The sequence below is a fragment of the Serratia sp. NA_13 genome (genome assembly GCF_052691735.1).
In genome coordinates, this window is sequence record NZ_JBQZFV010000001.1 from 519,366 (window position 1) to 544,667 (window position 25,302).

Consider the following 25,302-nt stretch of genomic DNA (forward strand, 5'->3'; position numbering starts at 1 on the left):
GCTGTAAGTTTTAGTTACACATTCATCACATGAATATGACCTATTTCAGACTTTTGTTATTGTCGTTACATTTGATCATTAATAGTCTTGCAAGCATTCTAACAAAAGTCAGCTGCTAGCTAACTATACTAGAGAAGCCATTCCCCACCCCCCCGTGGGGATTTTTTTTGCTCTGGTCGAGAGCCTTGCCCCCCATTACCTTTCCAGTCCGCCCACCACGAATATCCGCCATGCTCCGGCATCGCCAGCTACCCTTAATTGATATCGCTTCGAGCGATAGTCGTTACCCCTTTTTAGCGTTACCGAAACCGGCTAACCAATTGTAGAATTTACTAAAATCTGTTAAATTGATCACAAAAATGACGCTGGAGAAACCACGATGAAATTGGCGATATACAGCACTAAACAGTATGACCGTAAATATCTCGAGCTGGTGAATCAGCAGTTTGGCTACGAACTGGAATTTTTCGACTTCCTGCTCAGTAAAAGAACCGCCAAAAACGCCGCCGGTTGCAAAGCCATCTGTATCTTCGTTAATGACGACGGCAGCCGTGAAGTCCTTGAAGAACTGGCGGCGCTGGGGGTTGAAATCCTGGCTCTGCGCTGTGCCGGTTTCAATAACGTGGATCTGGACGCCGCCAAAGAATTGGGCATCAAAGTGGTACGCGTACCGGCCTATTCACCGGAAGCGGTCGCTGAACACGCCGTGGGTATGATGATGTGCCTGAATCGTCGTATTCACCGCGCCTATCAGCGTACCCGCGATGCCAACTTTTCGCTCGAGGGGTTAATCGGCTTCAATATGCATAACCGCACCGCCGGGGTAATTGGCACCGGTAAAATTGGCATCGCCACCATGCGGATCCTGAAAGGGTTTGGCATGAAGCTATTGGCTTATGATCCCTACCCAAGCGAGCAAGCACTGGAGATGGGTGCCGAATATGTCGATCTGAAAACGCTGTACGCCCAGTCCGACGTGATCACCCTGCACTGCCCGTTGACGCCGGAAAACCACCATCTGCTGGACAGTGATGCATTCACCCTGATGAAAAATGGCGTGATGATTATCAACACCAGCCGTGGTGCCCTGATTGACTCCTCGGCGGCGATTGATGCCTTGAAACAGCAGAAAATCGGCGCACTGGGTATGGATGTGTATGAAAATGAACGCGACCTGTTCTTTGAAGACAAATCCAATGACGTGATCCAGGACGATATCTTCCGCCGCCTGTCAGCCTGCCACAACGTGCTGTTTACCGGCCATCAGGCTTTCCTGACCGAAGAGGCGCTGACCAGCATCTCGGAAACCACGTTGAAAAACCTTCACCAGTTGGAACAGGGTGAGAACTGCCCTAATCAGCTCAATACCTGATATTTTTAACAAGGAAAGCCGATGAAAAAGTCCATCTCAGTGGCGTTAACGGCGCTGATGTTAGCGGGGTGTGGAATGAGCCAGAACGGTAAAACGGTGACAGAAAGCGATCTGTTGCATCACAATTTTGCGTTGCAGAGCGTCGATGGCGTGGCGGTGAAATCACGCCCCGGTAACGGGCCCAACCTTGAGTTCGGTGAGAAAATGCACGTTTCCGGCGCCATGTGTAACCACTTCTTTGGTGGTGGCCAGTTGCAGGACGGCGTGTTGACGGTGCCAGGGCTGGCTTCGACCCGCATGCTCTGCTCAGATCCGCAGCTCAACCAGTGGGATCGGCTGATTGGCGACGTGCTGGGCAAAGGGGCAAAAGTCACCCTTAGCGCTCAACAATTAACACTGAGCGGCAGCGGCCACGTCCTGGTCTATACCCAGCGAGACTGGGTGCAGTAACCCCCGATACACCAGGCCCTGGTGGCCTGGTGTGCTTTCCTGCTTAACCGGCGGTTGAACAGGCCCCCTGACCCAGAGTCCATTCTTCGCATTGCTTGCCATTCGGCATTTGGCACATTCTTACCGCCTCGCCGTTTAAATTGTGCGTCACGGTAGTGATACCGCCCACGCTGGCGCAGTTCGCGCTGGTCTGTAAGGTATTGATTCTGGCACTGTTGCCCTGCTGTACTGGCTCTTCATTTTTGCTGCTGCATGCGGCCAAAAGCAATACGGCACCGGCCAGCAACCATTTTGATGTTGTCATTATTCCACTCCTGAACCCGGACTACGCTGTGTAAAATCGCCATTGCCGATATACCCGTCGTCTTTCAAGCCGCAGCGTTGTTACCTGCACTCACTCACCCCAGTTGCTTACTCAAGTAAGCACCTGGGGATGAGCAAGCTGGTCGCCTAGCGGTGCTGTACAGGGATGTACAAATGCCGCGAGCGCATGGACGCGCTAGAGCGGCCAACTCGAAATCCAAAGGGTATAACTCGCGTCACTTTATACGGACACGTTTTGTTATCTTTGATGCAAACCTATTTAATCTAGCCTGATATATAAATAATGAAAATATGTTCCTGCAATTATTTGGCGTTTATTTGCACGCTGTTATCATTCTTATGGTCACCGGGGCTTTCACGCGGTTCAAGGAGCAGCCACCGAGCGCTCTGGGCGACAAGAGCGATGACAGGTTTGAAGGAGGGGTTTGGGAGCAATGGACGGACTGGGAATTGTCAGACAATAGTAAAAAAATAGCGTTGATTTTGTTACTGGATGAATATACCTGATTCATTATTTTCAGTTATTATCACTGAGGTTTTCAGCCAGCGTCACTGAATGTCACGCTGACTATTTTTACCTTAAAATAACAATTAGTGCGCCGCTGTTTTCGACAGTAAATTAATCACCAATACGCCGGCAATAATTAACCCCATCCCGAAAACTGCCGGTAGATCCAGTTTTTGCTGATAAACAAATACTGCCGCAATGGACACCAGCACAATGCCCATCCCTGACCAAATAGCGTAGACAATGCCCAGAGGCATAGTTTTAACCACCAGCGACAGTCCCCAAAAAGCGACCGCGTAACCGACCACTACCACCAGCGACGGCCACAGGCGGGTAAAGCCCTCAGAGGCTTTCAACATGGTGGTGGCGACCACTTCCGCCACAATCGCCATGGTTAAATACATAAATCCGCTCATCGTTTTTTTCTTCCGTAAGTTCACCTGTTCGACAGTATGACGCGCTGGAAATAAATTGTCGTTAAACAACCATGACAATTCGTCTTCGCGGCGTGATTTTAATGCGGGAAATATCAATTTACAGTAACTTTGGTCGATTTTTCCACCGCCACACAAATGCGATAAAGGGCCAATATATCCCTCTGCTAGACTTTGTTAATTACTGCAAGAAATGACTTTTGCGGTTTTTTGAGCAATGAAAGGTAAAGTCGATGATTACTACAGATGGTAATAACGCAGTCGCTTCCGTCGCCTATCGCGCCAGCGAAGTGATTGCCATCTACCCGATTACCCCCAGTTCGACCATGGCGGAACAGGCCGATGCCTGGTCCGGCGATGGCCGTCAGAATATCTGGGGCGACGTACCGCGGGTGGTGGAAATGCAGTCGGAAGGCGGTGCCATCGCCACGGTGCACGGTGCATTGCAAACCGGCGCACTGTCGACCTCATTTACCTCGTCGCAGGGCCTGCTGTTGATGATCCCGACGCTGTACAAACTGGCCGGCGAACTGACGCCGTTTGTCCTGCACGTCGCCGCACGTACCATCGCCACGCACGCGCTGTCGATTTTCGGCGACCATTCCGACGTGATGGCAGTCCGCCAGACCGGCTGCGCCATGCTGTGCGCCAGTAACGTGCAGGAAGCGCAGGACTTTGCGTTGATTTCTCAAACGGCAAGCCTCAACAGTCGCCTGCCGTTTATTCACTTTTTTGATGGTTTCCGCACCTCGCATGAAATCAACAAAATCGTCCCGCTGAGTGATGATGCCCTGCGCCAGATGCTACCGCAGGAGGCAATTGATGCGCACCGCAGCCGCGCGTTGTCGCCAGACCATCCCGTGGTGCGCGGTACCTCCGCCAACCCGGATACCTACTTCCAATCGCGTGAAGCCACCAATCCCTGGTACGACGGTGCCGGCCAGCACGTGATTGATGCGATGGACAAGTTTGCCCAGATCACCGGCCGGGCATATCAGCCTTTTGAATATTATGGCCATCCGCAAGCCGAACGCGTAGTGATCCTTATGGGGTCCGCTATCGGGACCTGCGAAGAAGCGATCGACGCCCTGCTGACTCGCGGCGAAAAAGTCGGTGTGCTGAAAGTACGGCTGTTCCGGCCATTTTCCGCGCAACACCTGCTCAGCGTACTGCCGGAAAGCGCAACCAAAATCGCCGTATTGGATCGCACCAAGGAGCCAGGCGCGCTGGCGGAACCGCTGTATCTGGACGTGATGACCGCGCTGGCCGAAGCCTTCAGCCGGGGTGAACGCGCCAGCATGCCAAAGGTGATCGGTGGCCGTTATGGGTTGTCCTCAAAAGAATTTGGGCCAGACTGCGCGTTGGCGGTATTTAAAGAACTGACGCTGGACAAACCGCGTCCGCGTTTTACCGTCGGTATTTTTGACGATGTGACCGGCCTTTCCCTGCCCCTCAGTGAAGAGACCCTCCCACAGCGTGCCTCACTGGAGGCGTTATTCTACGGTTTGGGCAGCGACGGGTCGGTTTCCGCCACCAAAAACAACATCAAAATCATCGGCAACAGCACGCCGCTGTACGCACAGGGCTATTTTGTCTACGACTCGAAAAAGGCCGGTGGCCTGACGGTGTCGCATCTGCGCGTCAGTGAGCAGCCGATTAACTCGGCCTATCTGGTCAGTCGCGCTGACTTTGTCGGCTGTCACCAATTGCAGTTTATCGATACCTACCAGATGGCGGAGCGCCTGAAACCCGGCGGCATTTTCCTGCTCAATACCCCGTACGGTGCTGAAGAGGCCTGGTCGCGACTGCCGCAGGAAGTGCAGGCGGTGCTGCAACAGCGCCAGGCACGATTTTACATCATCAACGCCGCCAAACTGGCGCGTGAATGCCGACTTGGCGCGCGCATCAATACCGTGATGCAGATGGCGTTTTTCCACCTGACCCAGATCCTGCCGGGCGATGTGGCCCTGCAGCAATTGCGAGACGCCATTGCCCGCAGCTACAGCAGCAAGGGGCAGGATATTGTTGAACGCAACTGGCAGGCACTGGCCGCTACGCTCGATGCACTGATTGAGATCCCACTGCAGCCGATAGACGACAGCAGCCCAATGCGACCGCCGGTGGTGTCCGACGCCGCGCCTGACTTTGTCAAAACCGTCACCGCTACGATGCTGGCCGGATTGGGCGATGCATTGCCAGTGTCCGCCTTCCCGCCGGACGGCACCTGGCCAGTGGGCACCACTCAGTGGGAAAAACGCAATATCGCCGAAGCGGTCCCCATCTGGCAGCCGGATCTGTGCACCCAGTGCAACCACTGCGTTGCCGCTTGTCCGCATTCCGCCATTCGCGCCAAAGTGGTTCAGCCGGATGCGATGGAACATGCCCCTGCCTCGCTGCAATCGCTGGATGTAAAAGCGCGAGATATGCGCGGTCAGAAATATGTGCTGCAGGTGGCGCCGGAAGACTGTACCGGTTGCAACCTGTGCGTTGAGGTGTGTCCGGCGAAAGACCGCCAGGATCCGGACATCAAGGCCATCAACATGGCGCCACGGCTGGAGCATCTGGCAGTGGAAAAAGAGCACTACGACTTCTTCCTGCAACTGCCGGAGATCGACCCGGCACAGCTCGAGCGGATCGATATTCGTACCTCACAGTTGATTTCACCGTTGTTCGAATACTCCGGCGCCTGTTCCGGCTGCGGCGAAACGCCGTATATCAAACTGTTGACCCAGCTTTATGGCGACCGGCTGCTGATTGCCAATGCCACGGGTTGCTCATCCATTTACGGCGGCAACCTGCCCACCACACCTTACACCACCAATGCCGAAGGGCGCGGCCCGGCCTGGGCCAACTCGCTGTTTGAGGACAACGCCGAATTCGGTCTGGGCTTCCGCCTGACTGTCGACCAACACCGCAGCCGCGTATTACGCCTGTTGAACACGCTGGCACCGCAGTTGCCGACACCATTGGTTAATGCCCTGAAAATGGAAGATATTGCACCGGAACCGCGCCGCCTGCAGATCGCTGAACTGCGCGGCCTGTTGGAAAAAATCGAAGGCAGCGATGCACGCCAACTGGCAACCGACGCCGATTATCTGGTGGATAAGTCCATCTGGCTGATTGGCGGCGATGGCTGGGCTTACGACATTGGGTTTGGTGGGTTGGATCACGTCCTCAGTCTGACCGAGAACGTCAACGTACTGGTGCTGGATACTCAATGTTACTCCAACACCGGTGGCCAACAGTCGAAAGCTACCCCGCTGGGCGCTGTCACCAAGTTCGGTGAACACGGCAAGCGCAAGGCGCGTAAGGATCTGGGCGTCAGCATGATGATGTACGGCCATGTGTACGTGGCGCAAATCTCGCTGGGTGCCCAGCTCAATCAGACGGTGAAAGCGATTCAGGAAGCCGAGGCCTATCCGGGTCCATCACTGATTATCGCCTACAGCCCCTGCGAAGAGCACGGTTACGATCTGGCGCTCAGTCACGACCAGATGAAGCAGTTGACCGCCACCGGTTTCTGGCCGCTGTACCGCTTCGATCCACGCCGCACCGATGAGGGCAAACCTGCGCTGGCGCTGGACTCCCGGCCGCCAAACAGCAACCTGACCGAAACGCTGCTGAAAGAACAGCGCTTCCGCCGCCTGAACTCACAGCAGCCGGAGATGGCCAGCGCGCTGTATCAGGCCGCAGAGAAAGAGCTGAAAGAGAAGTACGACTTCCTCAGCCTGCTGGCCGGCAAAGGGGAAAAATCCTCCGCCGAGTAAGTCATCGGGGCGCGACTGGTTCGCGCCCCGGGATGCCCTGAGCGTCGTTGAGGTTAGGATTCATCTGCGTTGATGGGTTAATAAACCAGGTACGGATCAATTCCATCGCCCGATCGCTATAGCGCCGTTGACCGGAGAAATATCCCGCCAGTGCCAGCCTCTGAACCCACTGGGTGAACTCCGCCAAACGCACATCGTCACTTTGCTCATTCTTACTGGCCGGATTCACCTGTCCATCGCGGCGGACCCAGGGCAGCCCGTTGGCTTTGCTCGCATCCGGCCACCAATAAGCCCCCAAGCTCAGATAGTCATGCTTGCCTCCGCTCGGCGGCCAGCGACGTCAGGCAAAACAACAGGCCAGCCTGCAGGCAGATGCGGATCATCAAACGGGTTCCCCATTATCATCAGAGGTGATTGAGATTATCCTGCCCGGTTTTGTGTTTCCCGGCTGATAAAAAACGTTTCCGAGCGTAAAAACACCGCTACATTCGGCTCTGCAAACCACACCCTAAAAATTTTCCGAGAGGATCATCTTGCCCAACAAGGGGATAGCTGTGGATCATCTCGCCCCTGACTTTCTTTATGGTTGTAATGGCTAAAACTCGATTATACTGTATATAAAAACAGTAAAGAGAAATGCGCCATGAAACACTTTTTCCCCACGCCAACCCCAGAGAAACAGTTCATTCCGCTTTACGCCGATAACGTCCCGGCGGGCTTTCCCAGCCCCGCACAAGACTACATACACGCGCGGATCGACCTCAATGAGTACTGCATTAGCCACCCTTCGGCAACTTACTTCCTGATCGCCTCAGGTGAAAGCATGATCGAAGCCGGGATCACCGATGGATCCATGCTGGTGGTCGATCGAAGCATTGGTGCCTGTCACGGCGATATCGTGATTGCCAGCATCGCAGGCGAGTTCACGGTTAAGCGACTGTGTCTTCGTCCTGTCAAACAGCTTGAGCCGATGAACCCGACATTCAGGCCGATACCACTCTCGGATGATGGTGCAGAATTGGACATCGTCGGCGTGGTGGTTTCAACCATCACCAGGCTGAAATAATGTACGCCCTGGCCGATGTAAACAACTTCTATGCAAGTTGTGAAACGCTGTGGCGTCCGGACCTGCGTGGTCGGCCGATAGTTGTGCTGTCGAACAACGACGGCTGCGTGGTGGCACAGAGCAAAGAGGCGAAGGCCCTGGGCCTGAAAACAGGCGCGCCCTATTTCAAGATAAAACACAGCTTTGAGCGTGCCGGGGGTATCGCATTCAGCAGCAACTACGAGCTGTACGCCGATATGTCGATGCGAGTGATGGCCGTGCTCGAAGAAATGGCGCCCCGGACCGAAATTTACTCTATCGACGAAAGCTTCCTTGAGCTTGCCGGGGTACAAAACTGTGTCGATTTGGCCACGTTTGGGCACCAGGTTCGCGCCCGCGTTTTACAATGCACTGGCCTCACCGTCGGCGTCGGTATTGCCCAGACCAAGACGCTGGCAAAGCTGGCGAACTACGCGGCGAAAAAATGGAGTCAGACCCAAGGCGTGGTTGACCTTTCCAACCAGGAGCGGCAGCGAAAATTAATGGAGAGAGTACCGGCGGCAGAAGTCTGGGGTATCGGACGCCGCATAACCAAAGAGCTGCAAAATATGGGGATCGAAAGCGCCCTGCAGCTGGCGGACGCAAGTACCACGATGATCCGCAAGCATTTCAGCGTGGTGATTGAGCGCACAGTGCGTGAACTGCGTGGTGAACCCTGCTTGTCACTCGAGGAGTTTGCCCCAACCAAACAGCAGATCATTTGCAGCAGATCATTTGGCGAACGCGTCACTGAATACCAGGATATGCATCAGGCGATCTGTATGCACGCATCCCGAGCGGCAGAGAAACTGCGTGCAGAACATCAGTATTGTCGGAATATCAATGCATGGGTTAAAACCAGCCCCTTTTCGGTCAACGAAAAATATTACGGCAACACCGCGAGCATCAGGCTCAGTACCCCAACGCAGGATACGCGCGACATCATCGCCGCCGCGACTCGATGTCTTGACAAGATTTGGCAACCCGGTCACCGCTATCTAAAAGCCGGCATTATGCTGCAGGACTTTTACTCGCAAGGCGTTGCTCAGCCAGACCTGTTCGATGAGTATCAGCCACGCCCCAACAGCGAACGCTTGATGGCCGCGTTGGATAAAATCAATCAGTCCAGGCATGCCGGGGTCTGGTTTGCCGGGCAAGGAAACCAACAGACATGGTCAATGAAACGTGAGTTTCTCTCTCCTGCTTACACCACGCGGGTGGCAGATTTGCCGCGTGCCCGCGTGTACTGAGGTAAACAAACCGCCTTTGCTCTCCGGGCGAATGGATGAAATACCCAAGCAGTCCATAGAATGCTAAACTCGCTGCCTAAAACTTTATGCCCATAGTGCCCCCAATTGAGAACGAGCACGATTTAAATGTCAGAACAACAAACAGTTAGTCAAAAAGAGCAATACAATCTGAACAAATTGCAAAAGCGCCTGCGTCGTAACGTGGGCCAGGCGATCGCCGATTTCAACATGATTGAGGAAGGCGACCGCATCATGGTTTGCCTGTCCGGCGGCAAAGACAGCTACACCATGCTGGAGATTTTGCGCAACCTGCAGCAAAGCGCCCCGGTCAATTTCTCGCTGGTTGCGGTCAACCTCGATCAGAAACAGCCCGGTTTCCCCGAGCATATTCTGCCGGCCTATCTGGAAAGCCTGGGGGTGGAATACCAGATTGTTGAGGAAAACACCTACAGCATCGTCAAGGACAAGATCCCTGAGGGTAAAACCACCTGCTCACTGTGTTCACGCCTGCGCCGCGGTATCCTTTACCGCACCGCTACCGAGCTGGGGGCTACCAAAATTGCCCTTGGTCACCACCGTGATGACATTCTGCAGACGCTGTTCCTCAACATGTTCTACGGCGGCAAGCTGAAAGGCATGCCACCCAAGCTGATGAGCGACGATGGCAAACACGTGGTTATTCGCCCGCTGGCTTATTGCCGTGAAAAAGACATTGAGCGTTTCTCGGTTGCCAAAGGCTTCCCGATTATTCCGTGCAACCTGTGCGGCTCGCAGCCTAACCTGCAACGTCAGGTCATTGGCGACATGCTGCGCGACTGGGATAAACGTTACCCGGGCCGTCTGGAAACCATGTTCAGCGCGATGCAAAACGTAGTGCCTTCGCACCTGAGCGACTACAACCTTTTTGATTTCAAAGGAATTCACCACGGCAGCGAAGTGGTGGACGGTGGCGATCTGGCCTTTGACCGTGAAGATATTCCGATGCAGCCGATCGGCTGGCAACCGGAGGATGCAGATGACGCCGCCCCGGTACGTTTGGACGTACTCGAAATCAAGTAACTCGTTATTCCGCCCACACGTGGTGGGCGGAAATTTCCCTTCATCAGTTTTTGATCCCGCTCGCAATTTCAGCAGAATTCATCGGACAGTGCCGTTTTTATCCTGTACTGTGTTTTTATACAGTCACTGGAGATTACCGATGAACATCACCCCTTGCTTGTCTCACGTTTCGCTCGGCAGCAATCATTTTGACGCCGCAGCCGACTTCTACGATCGCACTCTTGCCGCATTAGGTTGCCGACGGGTGTTGGAACACCCTGGTGCCATTGGCTATGGACGTGACTATCCGGAGTTCTGGTTACAGGCGCCAATCGACGGTAAACCGGCCACTACCGGCAATGGTGTGCACGTGGGTTTTTTCGCCACCAGCAAACAGCAGGTCGATGATTTTTACCGTCAGGCGCTGCAGGCCGGTGCGACAGATGAAGGCGCCCCCGGTTCACGACCACACTATGGCGAAGCCTATTATGGCTGCTTTGTTCGGGATCTGGACGGACATAAGATCGAGGCCAGTTTCTGGGATGAGAGTGCAGTCTGATGGGGCAAATTACAGACAAAAAAATGCCGGTGATTAAACCGGCATCGTATGAATCAATATGCTATACAGTAATTCTAAATATAAGAAAGTAAGACAATTATGGAGCACAACGCCCATCGCTTGACGTTGCATTCACCTGCGAGATAGATCATGCCCCATTTCCCCCCGGCAAAAGTTGATATCGCTCAATGTTAACCGGGTTATCAACGTTTTTTTGGCTACAGCCAGCGGCGTCTCTTCAGCCACCAGCCCAGACCAAACACCAATCCGGTCAGCGTCAGGCAAAACGTAGCAAAACCAAAAGGATTACCGCCGCCGGGAATACCGCCCAGGTTGACGCCGAACAACCCGGTCAAAAAGGTCGTCGGCAAAAACACCATCGCCAATAATGACATGGTGTAGGTGCGGCGGTTCATGGCATCGGCCATTACGGTGGTGATTTCGTCAGAAAGGATCGCGGTACGGGCAATGCTGCCATCCAAATCATCCAGGCCGCGCCCTAACCGATCGGCAATATCCTGCATGCGACGACGGTCGTCATCATTCATCCAGGGCAGACGATCGCTAGCCAGCCGGGAGAATACATCTCGCTGCGGTGCCATATAGCGGCGCAGTACGATCAGCTGTTTGCGGATCAGCGCCAGTTGCCCGCGTTCAGGAACCTGCTGCTCCAACAGCGAATCTTCCAGATCGATGATCTTGTCATGCAGATCCTCGATAAACTCGCTGGCGTGATCGGTCAACGCATCCGAAATTTCCACCAGCCAGTTACCGCTGTTGGTCGGCCCGCTGCCGCTTTGCAGATCGTTCACCACCTGGTCGATGGAATAAACCTTGCGATGGCGGGTGGAAACGATCAGTTTATCCGTCATGTAGACACGAATTGTCACCAGCTGATCCGGCCGCGAATTGGCGTTAAAGTTAATGCTGCGCAGTGTAATCATGGTGCCATCGCCCACCTTACTGACGCGTGGCCGTGAACTCTCTCCGGACAGCGCCTCTCTGACCGCATCCGGCAGCAGCGGTGTGGTGGCCAGCCATTCAGCGCTTGCAGGGTGCGCATAATCGAGATGCAGCCAGCAAGGCTCATTGCAGGTGGCTTTATCATCGTAATCAATCGATGTTACACCGCCCTTGCCATCGAGCTGGTAGGCATACACTGCGTCAGGAACCTGTAACTCGCGCCCCTCAATGACTTCCATTCCTCATACCCTCTGCTTTTCAGTTATTCCAGAGTCTAGCGTTAAAGCCAAACGGATCAAAGATGAAGCCGTGCGAATGCTGCACCAGGAAGAGTCTTATGCGCTAATATGGATAAATAACGCACAACGCGCGGCCGGACATCCAATGAAATCCACTTCGACATTTTTGTTAGCCTCGGTTTTGGCGTTTGCTCCCGCGTTGTTTCATCCGATGTTTGCCGCAGATAATTCACTCAACACTATCGCTGATGCATACCGGGTCAAATTAGCTGACTCAGCGGGTGAGCTGCCTTACTTCGTGGCGAAATCTCATGGCCCCACACCATACAGCGCGTTAATCGTACTGCACGGGCACCCCAGAGATGTAGGCAAAACGCTGCTCGCTGCCTTAACGGCGGCCCAGCGCACAGCCAAAGCCGATCACCGGCTGCTGGTCGCCCCGCTGTTTCCGGTTAGCAATGCGCAGGCCGCACACTGTCATTCCCCCGGAGTGCCCCCCGCACAGCCAGGTGACGCACTTTGGAGTTGCAGTTCCTGGCTCGAAGGGGGTCTGGACAACCAGGGAAATACCAGCTCATTTACTGCATTGGATAGTCTGCTTGCCGAGCTGAAAACAAAATGGCCAACAGTGCAGTCGGTTACTATCGCCGGCTTTTCCGCCGGAGCACAGTTTGTGCAGCACTATATCGGGTTCGCCCATCCGCCGTCCGGCGTGAAGCTGCGTTACGTTATCGCCGCCCCCGGCAGTTGGCTCTATTTCGATAGCCGACGACCGCAGCCGGTAAAGAATGGTCACCCTGCCGACTGGCGCGACTGTAACCAACAAGGCGACTGTAGCTTTGATTGGGTTAAGATCAGGAACGATACCTGCCCGAACGTCGATCGTTGGAAATACGGCATTGAAGCGGTTCCGGTCTTTCTCGGGCAAAATCGTGCAAGGGTGCGCCAGCGCTATGCAACGGCGGATATCACCTATCTTGAAGGCGAGAAAGATACCGGCAGCACGCCCGGTACCTTTTACAAAATACTCGATAAATCTTGCGCAGCTCAGGCGCAAGGCCCCTACCGACTGCAGCGCGCTATCGCCTATGCCGCTTACGACCGTCGCTTTATTGCGCCGCACGCCAAACGTGATTTACTGATAGTTTCCGACTGTGCCCACGACGTCACCTGCGTATTTTCTTCGGCGACTGGCCGCAGCGCATTGTTTGATGCCCCATAATCCTGCCACCTAAGTTAAAAACCCCGCTAATGCGGGGTTTTATGGCAACACATGGGACTAGCGCAAAATCAATGCTTCAAAATATACATCGTCTGGCTGTAAGCCACGTCTTCCGGATTGGTGATCGGGTAGCCTTTCACCCAGGGTTTGATCAGTCGGCCGTTGGTGTACTGATAAATTGGCGCGATCGGTGCCTGCTCGGCGATGATCTGCTCAAGTTTGTTGTAGTCTGTGGTCAAGGCTGCCGGACTGGTTTCGCGGCTGGCCTGCGCTAGCAGTTTGTCGTAATCCGCACTCTTGAATTTGGCGATATTACCGCTATGAGTAGAGCTTAACAGCGACAGGAAGGTCGAGGCTTCATTGTAATCGCCGACCCAGGAAGCACGCACTACGTCGAAATTGCCGGTGTTACGGCTATCGATATAGGTTTTCCATTCCTGGTTTTGCAGCTTAACGTCAATACCGAGCGTTTTCTTCCACATGGAAGCCACGGCAATCGCAATTTTCTGATGGCTTTCCGAAGTGTTGTATAGCAGCGTCAGCTTCAGCGGATGGTTCGGGCCATAGCCGGCCGCCTGCATCAACGCCTTGGCCTGGGCATCCAGCTCCGTCTGTGATTGCTGCTGTAACAGGCTCACTTCCGGCTTAAACCCGGCGGTGACATCCGGAGTGAAGTGGTAAGCCGGTTTTTCACCGGTCCCCAACACTTTTTCGGCGATAATTTTGCGATCGATAGCGTAAGACAATGCCTTGCGCACCCGCACATCGTTAGTCGGCGCGCGTTGGGTATTAAAAGCATAATAATAGGTGCCGAGCTGATCCGGGGTATAGACCTGGTCCGGAATATCTTTCAGCAGCTTTTGGTACATGTTTTTCGGGAAGGACTCGGTGATGTCAATATCGCCGGCCAGATAACGCTTGGTGGCGTTGGATTCCTGGTTGATCGGTACAAAGGTCACTTTGGTCAATACCGTGTGCGCATGATCCCAATAGTAATCGTTTGGCGTCAGTACCAGCTTCTCGTTAACGACCCGCTCCTGCAGTTTAAACGCGCCGTTACCGACCAAATTACCAACCTTGGTCCAGTCGTTGCCAAATTTCTCTACCACTGCCTTGTTGACTGGGAACAGGCTGAAGTTAGCCGTCAGGCTGACAAAATACGGCACCGGTTTGTTCAATTGCACTTTGAAGGTGTAATCATCCAGCGCAGTGACGCCCAGCTTATCGGCGGGCAGCTTGCCGGTAATGATCTCATCGGCGTTTTGGATGCCGGCCAACTGGGCAAACCAGGCAAAAGGTGACAAGTTCTTCGGCTCAACCAGCCGCTGCCAACTGTAAACGAAGTCTTTCGCCGTGACAGGGTCACCGTTAGACCAGCGCGCATCTTTACGCAGGGTGAAAATATAGGTTTGGTTATCGGTGGTTTGCCAGCGGGTGGCGACGCCGGGGATCACCTTGCCGTTGGCATCCTGGTTCACCAGCCCTTCAAACAGATCGCGCGCCAATTGCGCTTCCGGCAGACCAACCGCTTTGATCGGATCGAGTGAGGCCGGCTCATCTTTGATATGGCGAACTATTTCCTGTTTCTCCGCCAGCGTAGTACCTGGGGGAACCTGAGCCGCCATTGCACTGCTCAATCCTGCGCCAATCGCCACGGCACACAGCGCCAAACGAAAACCCTGTTGAATTTTTTTTCTCGTCATTCTGATTCATCCCCCGTTAACCATCTGAATTTTTTATCTTATAGCACAAGATTAGTCTCACCTAGAGTTCCCGGCGGACAAGATGTAAAAACTGGGGGCCAGGCAATAAAAATGCCCGTACGACGATGTCGATACGGGCATTTTCTGTTAGTCGGCTTTATTAGTCGTAAAGGTGAATGCTATTGATGCGGTAGCTAAATTCTTCACCCTCTTCTTCATCAAAAATGGTGAAGAAGCCTTTCTCGGTCAATGGCTTGGCATGAATATCGGTTTTCTGCATCTGGCGCGACTCGGCATCGTCAAAACCATAGTCGAGATAGAAGCTGTTTTTCTGGTAATCGACGTGCAAGGTAAACGGATAGTTGGACTCATCGCCACGCCCGTCGTCATTCTTCACCACGCCAAACCATTCACCCTGACGGATCTGGTTTTCCTCGTCCACGCCGCACAGCAGCGTGATGGTATCCTTATCATTTTCGCTATAGCTGGCAACTATTCTGGCTACTGGCATGTTAAATCCCCTGTTTGGTTAGCTTTGCCGATAGTATAACAACAGCGAAATAGATGGCGGGGTTTTATTGTTACCTGCGCTAACGCACAGTTCATATATCAAGCAATAGCGAACAATTGCTCTGGGAAAGTTAAGTGAAAGCGTAATACACTGAATAAAATGATAATCACTCTCGACCTTTAAATCAGGGACTACATCATGATCCAGCATCGACCGCGCAGTGAACGTGGCCAATTGGCCGTTGCAGGAGAGAATTACGGCAGTTCGCTGTTAGGTGCACCGCTGCTCTATTTCCCGGCGGCCGTTAACGGCCCGGAAACCGGGCTGATTATTGCCGGCACCCACGGTGATGAGAGCGCCGCTATCGTTACCCTATCCTGCGCACTGCGCAGCATTGCACCCAACCAGTTGCGTCACCATGTGGTACTGGCAGTCAATCCCGACGGTTGCCAGCTCGGGCTGCGCGCCAACGCTAACGGGGTCGATTTGAACCGTAACTTCCCGGCAGCCAACTGGCGATCCGGGGATACGGTTTATCGTTGGAACAGTGCGGCGCAAGCGCGGGATGTAAAACTCTCCACCGGTGGCCGCCCAGGCTCCGAACCGGAAACCCAGGGATTGTGTCATCTGATCCATCGGTTGAAACCACACTGGGTGGTGTCGTTCCACGAGCCGTTGGCCTGTATTGAAGACCCGGCCAGTTCCCAGCTCGGCGTCTGGCTTTCGCATAAGTTTGCCCTGCCGCTGGTCACCAGCGTCGGTTACGAAACGCCGGGATCTTTCGGCAGTTGGTGCGCCGATTTGTCACTGCCTTGCATTACCGCAGAGTTCCCGCCGATCTCGGCCGATGCCGCCAGCGAAAAATACCTTAACGCGATGGTAGAATTGCTGACTTACCCAGGCTAAATCGGCTATGGGGCGAGATTAATCGCCCCACATTCAAAATTCAACCCCGGTTCAACGTCATTAGCCAGCCAGGTCGGGCCGTCCAAATCGACGAATCGCGCGCCCGGTGCCAGCGGCAATGCGGCGTTTATCGCCCGCGAAGTGCATAACATGCAACCAAGCATAATAGCGAACCCTTGCTGCCGCGCTTCCTGCGCTAGCGCCAGTCCTTCGGTCAGGCCGCCGGTTTTATCCAGCTTGATATTGACCATCTGATAACGACCGGCCAGCTTGGGTAAATCACTACGGGTGTGGCAGCTTTCATCGGCGCAAATGGGCAACGGGTGAATAAAGTTCTCCAGTGCGCTGTCATCCGTCGCCGGCAGCGGTTGCTCCAGCATCGCCACACCCAGATCTGCCAACAGTTGGCAGCGCGCCGCCAGCCCTTCCGCCTGCCAGGACTCGTTGGCATCAACAATCAACGTGGCATCCGGCACCGCCGCACGGATCGCCACCAGCCGTTCGCTGATCAGATGATTGTCCAGTTTGATTTTCAGCACGCGTGCCCCTTGCTGATCAAGTTCACGCGCGGCAAAGGCCATGGCTTCTGGCGAACCTATGCTGACGGTTTGCGCCATCAGAATGCGTTCCGGCTCGGCAACAGCGCTGCGTTGCCAGCGGCTCTGACCGCTCAGTTGACACTCCAAATCCCATAAGGCGGAATCCACCGCATTACGTGCCGCGCCGGCCGGTATTAGCTGCTGCAGTTGCTGGCGCGTCACGCCCTGCTCGACAGCCGTAGCCACTTCGGCCAGAAGCTCCATCACCGAAGTCTCACTTTCACCATAACGCGGATAAGGTGTGCATTCACCAATACCCCGCACGCCCTGCTGCTCAATTTCGACCACCACTACTTTGGCTTCAGTGCGGCTGCCACGGGCAATAACAAAGGCGGTATGCAACGGCCAGGCTTCTGGGTAAAAACGCATGCTTCTCATAATGGCTCCTGAACGGAAATTGCGCATAAAATCGGGCAAACGCGTGGTTTTTTTTTGGACACATTCTAATATATACAACTATTTAGCAAACTTTATCTATCCAACCCACAATTGTTGACATAAACTGATGCCAGGGTGTGAACCTAATGTTAAAAGTGGCCATAAAGCCCTTTTATTAGGTTCATGCCCTTTGTATAAACACCTGTAAAAGGAATCAAGCTAATGACTCAGACAGTACATTTTCAAGGCAACCCGATTAGCGTTGCAGGCCACCTGCCACAAACCGGCGAACAAGCCAAAGCCTTCTCACTGGTTGCCAAAGACTTGTCGGACGTGGCGCTGAGCAGCTTCGCGGGTCAACGTAAAGTTCTGAACATTTTCCCAAGTATTGATACCGGCGTTTGCGCAACTTCGGTACGTACATTCAATCAGTTGGCCAGCGGCCTGGATAACACCGTGGTGCTGTGCATCTCGGCCGACCTGCCGTTCGCCCAATCACGTTTCTGCGGTGCAGAAGGCCTGAACAATGTAGTCACCCTTTCCACGCTGCGTGGCGCAGAATTCAAACAGGCTTACGGCGTTGAAATCGCTGAAGGCCCGCTGGCAGGCCTGACCGCACGTGCGATTGTGGTATTGGATGGCCAGGACAACGTGCTGTACAGCGAGCTGGTAAATGAAATTACCACCGAGCCGAACTACGATGCGGCGCTGGCTGCATTGAAGTAATGCCAGAAGGCCGACGATTGCCGGCCTCTAAACGTTGAAACGGGCGCTTATGGCGCCCGTTTTTTTATTCTTCGTTTTCCCCGGAAGGCTTACGGCTACTGAGCCCATATTCGCGCAACTTATTGGCAATCGCGGTATGTGAAACGCCCAGGCGTTTTGCCAGTTTTCTGGTACTTGGATAAGTACGGTACAAACGGGTCAGCACCGAACGCTCAAAACGTTTGCTGATATCATCAAGCGAGCCGTCCATCACCTCATCGCCCAGCGACATTTCAACCTCGAACTCCGGCAGTACAATGTCCTGCGGACGAAGTTCGAAACCTTCGGTTTGCGTCAATGCCCGGTAAATGGCGTTCTTTAACTGTCGCACGTTGCCAGGCCAGCCATATTTGCTGAGGAAACTACCCAGATCGCCCGCCAGCTTTGGCCGCGCTACGCCCTGCTCATCGGCAAAACGCGCCACAAACAGTTCGGTCAGCGGCATGATGTCCTGCGGACGCTCACGCAGCGGCGGAATGGTGATGGTCAAAACGTTAAGGCGATAATAGAGATCCTCGCGGAACTCACCACGCTGTACCAGTTCGGTCAGGTTTTTCTGCGTCGCGCAAATCACCCGCACATCCACATGGACTTCGTGTTCTTCACCCACGCGGCGGAAATTACCGTCGTTAATGAAACGCAGCAGTTTGGTCTGCATGCGCGGCGACATCTCACCGATTTCATCGAGCAACACCGAACCGCCATTCGCCTGTTCGAAGAAGCCCTTCTTGCCTTCCAGCGCATTCGGGTAAGCTCCCGGCGCATGGCCGAACAGCTCACTTTCCGCTACATCATCCGGCAATGCGGCGCAGTTTAACGCCAGGAACGGCTGCTTGCCACGCGGGCTGCGCAAATGGCAGGCCCGGGCCAGAATATCTTTGCCAGTGCCGGTGTCGCCGACAATCAACAGTGGCGCATCCAGCATCGCCAACTTGCGCGCCTGCTCCAGCACGTGGCGCATTTTCGGGCTGGCGGCAACGATATGATCAAACTCGGTATCGTCGTTCACCGACAGATTCTGTAACTGACGCCCCATCCGGGCCGTGGACTTCAGCATCACTACCGCACCTACGGCGGCATTCTGCTGGTTTTCGTCTTCCAGGTAGATTGGCGTGATATCCATCAGGAAGTCCTGACTGCGGATCACCACCCGCTCCGATTGTGGCGCCGTCTGTTCGCTCTCCAGCCACCGATTGAAGTTATAACCGCCAATCAATGCGGTGGCCGTCTGGTTGCGGATTTTGTCTTCGCTAAGCCCAAACAGCGCCTGCGCTGCCGGGTTGGCCAGTTCGACTTTGCCTTTCATATCGATCGAGAACACCGGCTCAGGCATAGACTCCAACAGCGCGCGCAGTGCGCGATGTTCGCGTTCAGACGGCATGAAATTCACGGTGCGCACATCGGTCACGCCGGCAATGCGGCGGATTTCCACCATCAGCGCGCGGAAGGTGTCAAAATCCAGTTGGGAAAAATTGAGGTAAATGCGGCCGATGGGATCGATTTCGATGCCACGTAAATCTATGCTGCGCAATACCAAAAGATCGAGTAACTCTCGAGTCAGACCGATCCGGTCTTCGCAAAAAACTTCCAAACGCATCAGTATTGGCCTTATCTCTGCAGGTGCGGGGATGACTGAAGATGATGATACTCTCTCACCCCAAGCGGTAGAAGCAATCTGTCAGCAAAAGTTGACAGAACTCTGATTTATCGCTGTTGTTGATGATTTTAAACGCAAGTGAATAACACCATCGGCGTCATTTTAGCTTATCAGTAGAGATTTATCATAACCGCCAGTAAATTTGCAGATAAATATAATGTATTTACAGGGGGATCGTCTTCCGTCAAGTGCGGGTTACGTATCGGCGTTAGCGGGGAAAGTCATTGCGGTAAAAATAACCACGGCGCCTGAATAGACGCCGTGGGCAGATTATTTGGCTTTGTTATCGCTCTTTTTCATGGTGTCTTTCAACTGGCCAATCAGTTGGCTGCGGAAATCACCCAGCTTCGGTTTTTCCCCTTCCAGCCAGGGCAGCGGACGGCACAGCTCCATCGCCTTGATACCGAGTCGGGCGGTCAGCAAACCGGCACCGATGCCCTGCGCCGCTCGGGCGGACAGTCGGGCGGCTAGGTCTTGCGACATCCAGTCCATGCCCACTTCGCGTACCAGTTCAGAGGCTCCGGCAAAGGCGATATTCAACAGCACCAGGCGGAACAAGCGCAGACGGCTGAAGTAACCCAGTTCAATGCCATACAGCGCGGCGATACGGTTGATCAGCCGGATATTACGCCAGGCGATAAACGCCATATCCACCACCGCCAACGGGCTGACGGCGATCATTAAGGTAGACTCCGCCGCCGAACGGCTGATTTCACGCCGCGCCTGGTTATCCAGCACCGGTTGCACCAGCTTGGCGTACAGCGCTACCACTTCGCGATCGTTCTGAGTTTCATGCAGTGAAGCCTGCCAGCGTTGCAACGCCGGATGCCCCTGATCGAGACCGGCCTGGCGCGCCAGTTTTTCGCAGAATTCACGCCCTTTGCCCAATCCGTGGCTGTGTAACAGCTCGCGTGCCACATCTCGTTCTTCTGCACGCTGACGCAGACGGTATAGGCGACGCCATTCGGTCACTACCGAACCTACCCCAGCGAAAACAATCAACCCACCCGCCACGCCACCGCCCATGGCGATCCAATCCTGCTGTACCCAGGCGGTATGCACCCACTGCACGCCCTGCGCCACCACGCTGACACCGAACAGCGTCAACCCCGCAGTAACCATTTTGCGCCACAGACTGCGTTTGGGTTTCAGGGCTGCATTGATAATGCCTTCGGCACGCCCTTCTTCCTCTTCCTGCTGCAGCTCCGGTGCCGCCGGGAAAAAGTGTTCCGCCTGCTGTTCGTCAAAAGCAACGTTGGCACGCAGCACCGGCTCCTGCGGCAGCTCCAACGGTTGTTCGAAATCGATACGTGGTTTTATCGGCTCGCTCATCGCAATTTATCCCCCAGTAAAAAATCCATCACCGCGTCCAGACGGATATGCGGTAATGGACTGTCCACACTCATCGCTCTTGGACGGAACTCATCAAAATGGAAGCCCTGATTTTGCCAGAACGCCGGCCCCGGCAAACGGGCCGGCACTTCGCCGGGGAACACCGTTAGCGGTGCGCCGTCGTCCAGACGATTGCCTTTCAGCGCCGGGATGCGCTGCCCCTGATGGTCGACGATACCGCTCTCGGTCGCCTGCACCGAGGCCAGTCCGACGCAGTCCATGCTGATGCCCTCAAACGCCGCGTTCTGCCAGGCTTCCTGCACCAGTTGCTGCAGCAACGACACTAAATTGGCATGTTGATCGGCGGTGATGTGATCGGCCTTGGTGGCGGCAAACATCAGTTTATCGATGGTTGGTGAAAATAAGCGGCGGAATAGTGTGCGCTTCCCATAGTGGAAACTCTGCATCAGTTGGGTCAGCGCCAGTCGCATATCGTTGAATGCCTGTGGGCCGCTGTTAAGAGGCTGCAGGCAATCCACCAGCACAATCTGGCGATCGAAACGGACAAAGTGTTCTTTATAAAAGTTTTTAACGATGGTCTGACAGTAATAGTTAAAACGCGCACGCAGCATGCCGATGTTGCTGTGTTTATCCGCCTGCGCCAGCTTGGATTCACCAAGGCTGTCGACGTTTGGCCACGGGAAGAATTGCAATGCTGGCGCACCGGCCAGATCGCCCGGCAACACAAAGCGGCCCGGCTGAATAAAATGCAGCCCTTCACTTTTGCAGCGCAGCAGATAATCGGTATAGGCCTGGGCGATGGCCGCCAGTTTATTTTCATCGGCGGGTGCCAGCGGATCGCAGCTTTTGCACAGTTCCAGCCAAGGCCTAGCCCACTCGGCGCGATCGCCCTGCAGCAAACCGGCCATTTGTCGCGACCAGGCCAGATAGTCCTGTTCCAGCATCGGCAAGTCCAACAACCATTCGCCGGGGTAATCGACAATCTCCAGATACAGCGTTGAAGTGTCTTTGAAATGACGCAGCAGTGAATCGTTGGAACGATAACGCAACGCCAGGCGAATTTCACTGACGCCACGTGTCGGGGTCGGCCAGCTCGGCGGAGTGCCATAAAGCTGTGCCAGCCCTTCATCATAGGTAAAACGCTGAATACCGAGATCGCGCTGTGGAATGCGCTTCACGCCCAGCAGACGTTCTTCACGCACCGGCGAGAACAGCGGCATGCGGGCACCGCTGTGAACATGCAGCAATTGGTTGACGAAAGCGGTGATAAAGGCGGTTTTGCCGCTGCGGCTCAGGCCGGTCACCGCCAGACGCAGATGGCGATCCATCCCGCGGTTGACCAGAGACGTTAACTCATTTTGCAGTCGTTTCATTGTTCTCCTTGGCATAACGCCCAAATACCTTGTTCAGCCCTTTGCGGAACAGCGGTTCCAGCACCAGCGCCAGGACAAAGCGAAGCGGTTTGCGACCGACGGTGCGCAGCAGCCAGCCGGCCGCCCCAGCCGGGCCGTAATTGAGTAGCGCTATGATGATGACTTTAGACAATGTCTTCAACATTGCACCTGCCCCTTGTTTAAATCCATCGGATTTAACGGCATTTACGGCATAGGTTTTTTTCATTATCAAAGCCCTCCGGCACGGTTTGGTTCAAAAGGATGATGTCAGGTCCGATGCCTGACCTGCGCCGAGCGCAGGTCATTACGCGCAAAGGCGGGGATTACAACTTGCGGAAGCGACTCTGTACGCCGAAAGTGTCCGACGTAACATAACGTTCAACCTGTCGCAGTTGCTGTTCACCGCTGCCCAGTTCGTACTCTAACTGGTCGAGCCATTGGCGCGGTGTTTTTTGCTGCTCGCCCTCAAATCGGCTGGCCGGTGCTTCATCCAGCACAAATACCAGTGCGAAATAAGCGATCAGGGTGAAGAAGAACAGTCCGAAGAACATCGACAACACCACGATCACTCGGATCAGGCGTACCGGCACGTCAAAATAATGGGCCAGACCGGCGCAGACGCCCTTCAGCATGCCTTCTTCAGGAACGCGATAAAGCTTTTTACTGCCCAGAGTGTTGTTCATCAAGACTGTCTCCAGTTCGGGTGTTCTGCATCAAGGATCTCTTCCAGCGCCTGAATACGTTCACGCATGCGCTTGGCATCTTCGGCCAGTTGCGCCAGTCGCTGCATCTCCTGATGGCTCAGTTGAATGCCGTTTTGTTGCCGATTGCTATAATGCAGCCAAAGCCAAATCGGTGCGACAAACAACACAAAGATTGTCAACGGAATGGCAAGTAATAGAGCACTCATTTCTTTTCCTTCTTAATGCGTCTTGGTGGGCGGCCACCCACCGTGGCCGCTGTCGCCTTACTCAGAGCGGTTCATTTTGGCTTTCAGCGCAGCCAGTTGCTCACTGATGGCGTCGTCGGCTTTCAGCTCGGCAAACTCTTGATCCAGAGATTTCTTTTTACCGATGATAACGCTTTCCGCTTCGGCTTCCATATGGTCGATACGGCGTTCGAACTGCTCGAAACGCGCCATCGCCTCATCCAGCTTGCCGCTGTCGAGCTGACGGCGCACGTCACGGGAAGAGGATGCCGCCTGGTGACGCAAGGTCAACGCCTGCTGACGAGCGCGGGTTTCGGTCAGCTTGTTTTCCAGCTCGCCGATTTCGCTTTTCATACGTGCCAACGTTTCTTCTACGACGGACACTTCATGCGTCAGCGTAGTGATCAGGTCGGCCACTTTTTGTTTTTCGATCAATGCCGCACGGGCTAGATCTTCTTTCTCTTTACGCAGTGCCAGTTCAGCTTTGTCCTGCCAATCGCTAAGCTGGTTTTCACCCTGCTCGATACGACGCAGTAACTGTTTTTTCTCCGCCAGCGCACGCGCTGAGGTAGAACGGACTTCAACCAGCGTGTCTTCCATTTCCTGGATCATCAAACGCACCAGCTTTTGCGGATCTTCCGCCTTATCCAGCAGCGTATTAATGTTGGCGTTCACGATGTCGGCAAAACGAGAAAAAATACCCATAATTCACTTCCTCTTGGTTCTGATGGCGTCTGAAGCGCCGCGTTGGTCATACAGATTTCCTTAATAGTTAATCAAAACCCGTGCCAACTTTTACTTCATTGAATAACAAAGCTTATTTATTTTTGACTCTCTATGAGCTTACTGTAGAGTGATTATTTTCACCAAACATTGGCGAATTTCATCATGAGCGAACAGTTAGAAAACCTGTTGGGCGAAGCGAATGCCTTTGTCGAAGTATTGGAGCAAGTCTCACAACTGGCAAAGTTGAACAAACCGGTGTTGGTGATCGGTGAGCGCGGCACCGGTAAAGAACTGATTGCCCACCGGTTGCATTACCTGTCCAACCGTTGGCAGGGGCCGTTTATCTCACTTAACTGCGCGGCCCTGAATGAAAACCTGCTGGATTCCGAGCTGTTCGGTCACGAGGCCGGGGCCTTTACCGGCGCGCAGAAGCGCCATCTGGGCCGCTTTGAACGGGCCGACGGCGGCACGCTGTTTCTCGACGAACTGGCCACTGCACCCATGCTGGTGCAGGAAAAACTGCTGCGGGTGATTGAATACGGCCACCTGGAGCGCGTCGGTGGCAGCCAGCCGCTGCAGGTTGACGTGCGGCTGGTGTGTGCCACCAACGACGATCTGCCCGCATTGGCGACGGTGGGCAAATTCCGCGCCGACCTGTTGGATCGACTGGCATTCGACGTGGTGCAGTTACCGCCACTGCGCCAGCGACAGCAAGACATCATGTTGCTGGCAGAGCACTTTGCGATTCAGATGTGCCGCGAGTTGTCGCTGCCGCTGTTCCCTGGCTTTACCGAACGTGCCAGAGACACCCTGCTCGGCTATCACTGGCCGGGCAACGTACGTGAACTGAAAAATGTAGTGGAGCGTTCGGTGTATCGGCACGGTACCAGTGACAGCGCGTTGGATCAGATAATCATCAACCCCTTCGCCCAGAGGGAAACTATGCCATTGCCCATGGAGCGCGAAACGCTCGCGGAGCGACCAGCCCTGCCGCTGGATTTAAAAGCCTGGCAGTTGGCGCAGGAAAAATCGCTAATCGAGGCCGCGCTGCAACAAGGAAGATTTAATCAGCGTAAGGCGGCGGAGCTGCTGGGGCTGACCTATCACCAGTTGCGCGGCATGCTGAAAAAGCACGCGCTGTTGCAAAATGGCGAGGCAGAGGAGGAATAACG

General features: G+C 54.4%; 25 protein-coding genes and 1 pseudogene. 12 read left to right on the forward strand and 14 right to left on the reverse strand.

Annotation, left to right across the window (positions count from 1 at the left end; translation table 11 throughout):
• The first annotated feature begins 379 nt into the window (after positions 1–379).
• Both ACUTSU_RS02355 and hslJ read left to right on the forward strand, forming a co-directional pair.
• Entirely contained in the window at positions 380–1,372 is a 993-nt protein-coding gene (locus ACUTSU_RS02355; protein ID WP_445651636.1) for a 2-hydroxyacid dehydrogenase, read from the forward strand.
• A 21-nt stretch (positions 1,373–1,393) separates the two neighbouring features.
• Positions 1,394–1,822, forward strand: coding sequence for a heat shock protein HslJ (gene hslJ, locus ACUTSU_RS02360; protein ID WP_445651637.1), 429 nt, complete (start codon positions 1,394–1,396; stop codon positions 1,820–1,822).
• Positions 1,823–1,865: 43 nt separating this feature from the next.
• Here hslJ and ACUTSU_RS02365 read toward each other — a convergent pair whose 3' ends face one another.
• Positions 1,866–2,126, reverse strand: coding sequence for a DUF333 domain-containing protein (locus ACUTSU_RS02365; protein WP_445651638.1), 261 nt, complete (start codon positions 2,124–2,126; stop codon positions 1,866–1,868).
• 311 nt (positions 2,127–2,437) lie between these two features.
• On the opposite strand from ACUTSU_RS02365, the gene ACUTSU_RS02370 reads away from it, so the two are divergent.
• Entirely contained in the window at positions 2,438–2,653 is a 216-nt protein-coding gene (locus ACUTSU_RS02370) for a hypothetical protein (protein ID WP_445651639.1), read from the forward strand.
• 84 nt (positions 2,654–2,737) lie between these two features.
• Here the strand turns inward: ACUTSU_RS02370 and ACUTSU_RS02375 are convergent, their stop codons facing one another.
• Positions 2,738–3,070, reverse strand: a complete 333-nt coding sequence (locus tag ACUTSU_RS02375; protein WP_445651640.1) for an SMR family transporter — start codon at positions 3,068–3,070, stop codon at positions 2,738–2,740.
• 251 nt (positions 3,071–3,321) lie between these two features.
• Here ACUTSU_RS02375 and nifJ point away from each other — a divergent pair, with 251 nt between their 5' ends.
• The gene (gene nifJ / locus ACUTSU_RS02380) at positions 3,322–6,855 is read left to right on the forward strand and encodes a pyruvate:ferredoxin (flavodoxin) oxidoreductase (RefSeq protein ID WP_445651641.1); all 3,534 of its coding nucleotides are present in this window, start codon (positions 3,322–3,324) and stop codon (positions 6,853–6,855) included.
• A 25-nt stretch (positions 6,856–6,880) separates the two neighbouring features.
• Here the strand turns inward: nifJ and ACUTSU_RS02385 are convergent.
• Positions 6,881–7,192, reverse strand: a pseudogene (locus ACUTSU_RS02385) (alginate lyase family protein); the annotation flags it as partial.
• 306 nt (positions 7,193–7,498) lie between these two features.
• On the opposite strand from ACUTSU_RS02385, the gene umuD reads away from it, so the two are divergent.
• The 4 genes from umuD (at position 7,499) to ACUTSU_RS02405 (ending at position 10,786) form a co-directional block, all read left to right on the forward strand.
• Complete coding sequence (gene umuD / locus ACUTSU_RS02390) at positions 7,499–7,921, forward strand: translesion error-prone DNA polymerase V autoproteolytic subunit (protein WP_445651642.1); 423 nt, start codon at positions 7,499–7,501, stop codon at positions 7,919–7,921.
• Positions 7,921–9,189 (forward strand): translesion error-prone DNA polymerase V subunit UmuC, encoded by a 1,269-nt coding sequence (gene umuC, locus ACUTSU_RS02395; protein WP_445651643.1) that lies wholly within the window; start codon positions 7,921–7,923, stop codon positions 9,187–9,189. The genes umuD and umuC overlap by 1 nt, the downstream gene beginning before the upstream one ends.
• A gap of 126 nt (positions 9,190–9,315) precedes the next feature.
• Positions 9,316–10,248, forward strand: a complete 933-nt coding sequence (ttcA, locus tag ACUTSU_RS02400) for a tRNA 2-thiocytidine(32) synthetase TtcA (protein ID WP_012145335.1) — start codon at positions 9,316–9,318, stop codon at positions 10,246–10,248.
• Between the two features lie 139 nt (positions 10,249–10,387).
• The gene (locus ACUTSU_RS02405; RefSeq protein WP_445651644.1) at positions 10,388–10,786 is read left to right on the forward strand and encodes a VOC family protein; all 399 of its coding nucleotides are present in this window, start codon (positions 10,388–10,390) and stop codon (positions 10,784–10,786) included.
• 218 nt (positions 10,787–11,004) lie between these two features.
• On the opposite strand, the gene zntB is transcribed toward ACUTSU_RS02405, so the two are convergent.
• Positions 11,005–11,988, reverse strand: a complete 984-nt coding sequence (zntB, locus tag ACUTSU_RS02410) for a zinc transporter ZntB (protein WP_445651645.1) — start codon at positions 11,986–11,988, stop codon at positions 11,005–11,007.
• A 145-nt stretch (positions 11,989–12,133) separates the two neighbouring features.
• On the opposite strand from zntB, the gene ACUTSU_RS02415 reads away from it, so the two are divergent.
• Entirely contained in the window at positions 12,134–13,210 is a 1,077-nt protein-coding gene (locus ACUTSU_RS02415) for a hypothetical protein (RefSeq protein WP_445651646.1), read from the forward strand.
• 68 nt (positions 13,211–13,278) lie between these two features.
• Here the strand turns inward: ACUTSU_RS02415 and ACUTSU_RS02420 are convergent, their stop codons facing one another.
• A complete protein-coding gene (locus ACUTSU_RS02420) occupies positions 13,279–14,913 on the reverse strand; it encodes a peptide ABC transporter substrate-binding protein (RefSeq protein WP_445651647.1) in 1,635 nt (544 codons plus the stop codon).
• Between the two features lie 160 nt (positions 14,914–15,073).
• Positions 15,074–15,424 carry a hypothetical protein gene (locus tag ACUTSU_RS02425; protein WP_445651648.1) on the reverse strand — a complete coding sequence of 117 codons (351 nt, stop codon included), beginning with the start codon at positions 15,422–15,424 and terminating at the stop codon, positions 15,074–15,076.
• Positions 15,425–15,622: 198 nt separating this feature from the next.
• Between ACUTSU_RS02425 and mpaA the strand changes: the two genes are divergently transcribed.
• A complete protein-coding gene (gene mpaA / locus ACUTSU_RS02430; RefSeq protein WP_445651649.1) occupies positions 15,623–16,330 on the forward strand; it encodes a murein tripeptide amidase MpaA in 708 nt (235 codons plus the stop codon).
• Between the two features lie 5 nt (positions 16,331–16,335).
• On the opposite strand, the gene ycjG is transcribed toward mpaA, so the two are convergent.
• Positions 16,336–17,307 carry an L-Ala-D/L-Glu epimerase gene (ycjG, locus tag ACUTSU_RS02435; protein WP_445651650.1) on the reverse strand — a complete coding sequence of 324 codons (972 nt, stop codon included), beginning with the start codon at positions 17,305–17,307 and terminating at the stop codon, positions 16,336–16,338.
• A 222-nt stretch (positions 17,308–17,529) separates the two neighbouring features.
• Between ycjG and tpx the strand changes: the two genes are divergently transcribed.
• Positions 17,530–18,033: a thiol peroxidase gene (gene tpx / locus ACUTSU_RS02440; protein WP_445651651.1), complete on the forward strand. Its 504-nt coding sequence runs from the start codon at positions 17,530–17,532 to the stop codon at positions 18,031–18,033.
• 64 nt (positions 18,034–18,097) lie between these two features.
• Here tpx and tyrR read toward each other — a convergent pair whose 3' ends face one another.
• The 7 genes from tyrR to pspA form a co-directional block, all read right to left on the reverse strand.
• On the reverse strand, positions 18,098–19,669 hold the full coding sequence (gene tyrR, locus ACUTSU_RS02445; RefSeq protein WP_445651652.1) for a transcriptional regulator TyrR: 1,572 nt from the start codon (positions 19,667–19,669) through the stop codon (positions 18,098–18,100).
• A gap of 330 nt (positions 19,670–19,999) precedes the next feature.
• Positions 20,000–21,061: a TIGR01620 family protein gene (locus tag ACUTSU_RS02450; protein ID WP_445651653.1), complete on the reverse strand. Its 1,062-nt coding sequence runs from the start codon at positions 21,059–21,061 to the stop codon at positions 20,000–20,002.
• Complete coding sequence (locus ACUTSU_RS02455) at positions 21,058–22,455, reverse strand: YcjX family protein (RefSeq protein WP_445651654.1); 1,398 nt, start codon at positions 22,453–22,455, stop codon at positions 21,058–21,060. The genes ACUTSU_RS02450 and ACUTSU_RS02455 overlap by 4 nt, the downstream gene beginning before the upstream one ends.
• Positions 22,436–22,702, reverse strand: coding sequence for a phage shock protein PspD (gene pspD, locus ACUTSU_RS02460; RefSeq protein WP_445651655.1), 267 nt, complete (start codon positions 22,700–22,702; stop codon positions 22,436–22,438). Before pspD ends, ACUTSU_RS02455 begins: the two co-directional genes overlap by 20 nt.
• A 97-nt stretch (positions 22,703–22,799) precedes the next feature.
• Entirely contained in the window at positions 22,800–23,159 is a 360-nt protein-coding gene (gene pspC / locus ACUTSU_RS02465; protein ID WP_445651656.1) for an envelope stress response membrane protein PspC, read from the reverse strand.
• Positions 23,159–23,386, reverse strand: coding sequence for an envelope stress response membrane protein PspB (gene pspB / locus ACUTSU_RS02470; protein WP_012145351.1), 228 nt, complete (start codon positions 23,384–23,386; stop codon positions 23,159–23,161). Before pspB ends, pspC begins: the two co-directional genes overlap by 1 nt.
• A 57-nt stretch (positions 23,387–23,443) precedes the next feature.
• Complete coding sequence (gene pspA / locus ACUTSU_RS02475; protein ID WP_261122262.1) at positions 23,444–24,109, reverse strand: phage shock protein PspA; 666 nt, start codon at positions 24,107–24,109, stop codon at positions 23,444–23,446.
• 183 nt (positions 24,110–24,292) lie between these two features.
• Between pspA and pspF the strand changes: the two genes are divergently transcribed.
• Positions 24,293–25,300 carry a phage shock protein operon transcriptional activator gene (gene pspF / locus ACUTSU_RS02480; protein ID WP_445651658.1) on the forward strand — a complete coding sequence of 336 codons (1,008 nt, stop codon included), beginning with the start codon at positions 24,293–24,295 and terminating at the stop codon, positions 25,298–25,300.
• The last annotated feature ends 2 nt before the right edge of the window (positions 25,301–25,302 follow it).

Excerpts from the sequence above, each read along its gene's own strand:
- ACUTSU_RS02425 (WP_445651648.1), bottom strand. The coding sequence starts at position 15,424 with ATGCCAGTAGCCAGAATAGTTGCCAGCTATAGCGAAAATGATAAGGAT.
- ACUTSU_RS02405 (WP_445651644.1), top strand. The coding sequence starts at position 10,388 with ATGAACATCACCCCTTGCTTGTCTCACGTTTCGCTCGGCAGCAATCAT.
- ACUTSU_RS02455 (WP_445651654.1), bottom strand. The coding sequence starts at position 22,455 with ATGAAACGACTGCAAAATGAGTTAACGTCTCTGGTCAACCGCGGGATG.
- hslJ (WP_445651637.1), top strand. The coding sequence starts at position 1,394 with ATGAAAAAGTCCATCTCAGTGGCGTTAACGGCGCTGATGTTAGCGGGG.
- ACUTSU_RS02365 (WP_445651638.1), bottom strand. The coding sequence starts at position 2,126 with ATGACAACATCAAAATGGTTGCTGGCCGGTGCCGTATTGCTTTTGGCC.
- mpaA (WP_445651649.1), top strand. The coding sequence starts at position 15,623 with ATGATCCAGCATCGACCGCGCAGTGAACGTGGCCAATTGGCCGTTGCA.
- pspC (WP_445651656.1), bottom strand. The coding sequence starts at position 23,159 with ATGAACAACACTCTGGGCAGTAAAAAGCTTTATCGCGTTCCTGAAGAA.
- pspA (WP_261122262.1), bottom strand. The coding sequence starts at position 24,109 with ATGGGTATTTTTTCTCGTTTTGCCGACATCGTGAACGCCAACATTAAT.
- ACUTSU_RS02355 (WP_445651636.1), top strand. The coding sequence starts at position 380 with ATGAAATTGGCGATATACAGCACTAAACAGTATGACCGTAAATATCTC.
- ttcA (WP_012145335.1), top strand. The coding sequence starts at position 9,316 with ATGTCAGAACAACAAACAGTTAGTCAAAAAGAGCAATACAATCTGAAC.
- zntB (WP_445651645.1), bottom strand. The coding sequence starts at position 11,988 with ATGGAAGTCATTGAGGGGCGCGAGTTACAGGTTCCTGACGCAGTGTAT.
- ACUTSU_RS02450 (WP_445651653.1), bottom strand. The coding sequence starts at position 21,061 with ATGAGCGAGCCGATAAAACCACGTATCGATTTCGAACAACCGTTGGAG.
- nifJ (WP_445651641.1), top strand. The coding sequence starts at position 3,322 with ATGATTACTACAGATGGTAATAACGCAGTCGCTTCCGTCGCCTATCGC.
- ACUTSU_RS02420 (WP_445651647.1), bottom strand. The coding sequence starts at position 14,913 with ATGACGAGAAAAAAAATTCAACAGGGTTTTCGTTTGGCGCTGTGTGCC.
- pspB (WP_012145351.1), bottom strand. The coding sequence starts at position 23,386 with ATGAGTGCTCTATTACTTGCCATTCCGTTGACAATCTTTGTGTTGTTT.
- tyrR (WP_445651652.1), bottom strand. The coding sequence starts at position 19,669 with ATGCGTTTGGAAGTTTTTTGCGAAGACCGGATCGGTCTGACTCGAGAG.
- pspD (WP_445651655.1), bottom strand. The coding sequence starts at position 22,702 with ATGAAAAAAACCTATGCCGTAAATGCCGTTAAATCCGATGGATTTAAA.
- ACUTSU_RS02415 (WP_445651646.1), top strand. The coding sequence starts at position 12,134 with ATGAAATCCACTTCGACATTTTTGTTAGCCTCGGTTTTGGCGTTTGCT.
- ACUTSU_RS02370 (WP_445651639.1), top strand. The coding sequence starts at position 2,438 with ATGTTCCTGCAATTATTTGGCGTTTATTTGCACGCTGTTATCATTCTT.
- ycjG (WP_445651650.1), bottom strand. The coding sequence starts at position 17,307 with ATGAGAAGCATGCGTTTTTACCCAGAAGCCTGGCCGTTGCATACCGCC.
- umuC (WP_445651643.1), top strand. The coding sequence starts at position 7,921 with ATGTACGCCCTGGCCGATGTAAACAACTTCTATGCAAGTTGTGAAACG.
- ACUTSU_RS02375 (WP_445651640.1), bottom strand. The coding sequence starts at position 3,070 with ATGAGCGGATTTATGTATTTAACCATGGCGATTGTGGCGGAAGTGGTC.
- umuD (WP_445651642.1), top strand. The coding sequence starts at position 7,499 with ATGAAACACTTTTTCCCCACGCCAACCCCAGAGAAACAGTTCATTCCG.
- tpx (WP_445651651.1), top strand. The coding sequence starts at position 17,530 with ATGACTCAGACAGTACATTTTCAAGGCAACCCGATTAGCGTTGCAGGC.
- pspF (WP_445651658.1), top strand. The coding sequence starts at position 24,293 with ATGAGCGAACAGTTAGAAAACCTGTTGGGCGAAGCGAATGCCTTTGTC.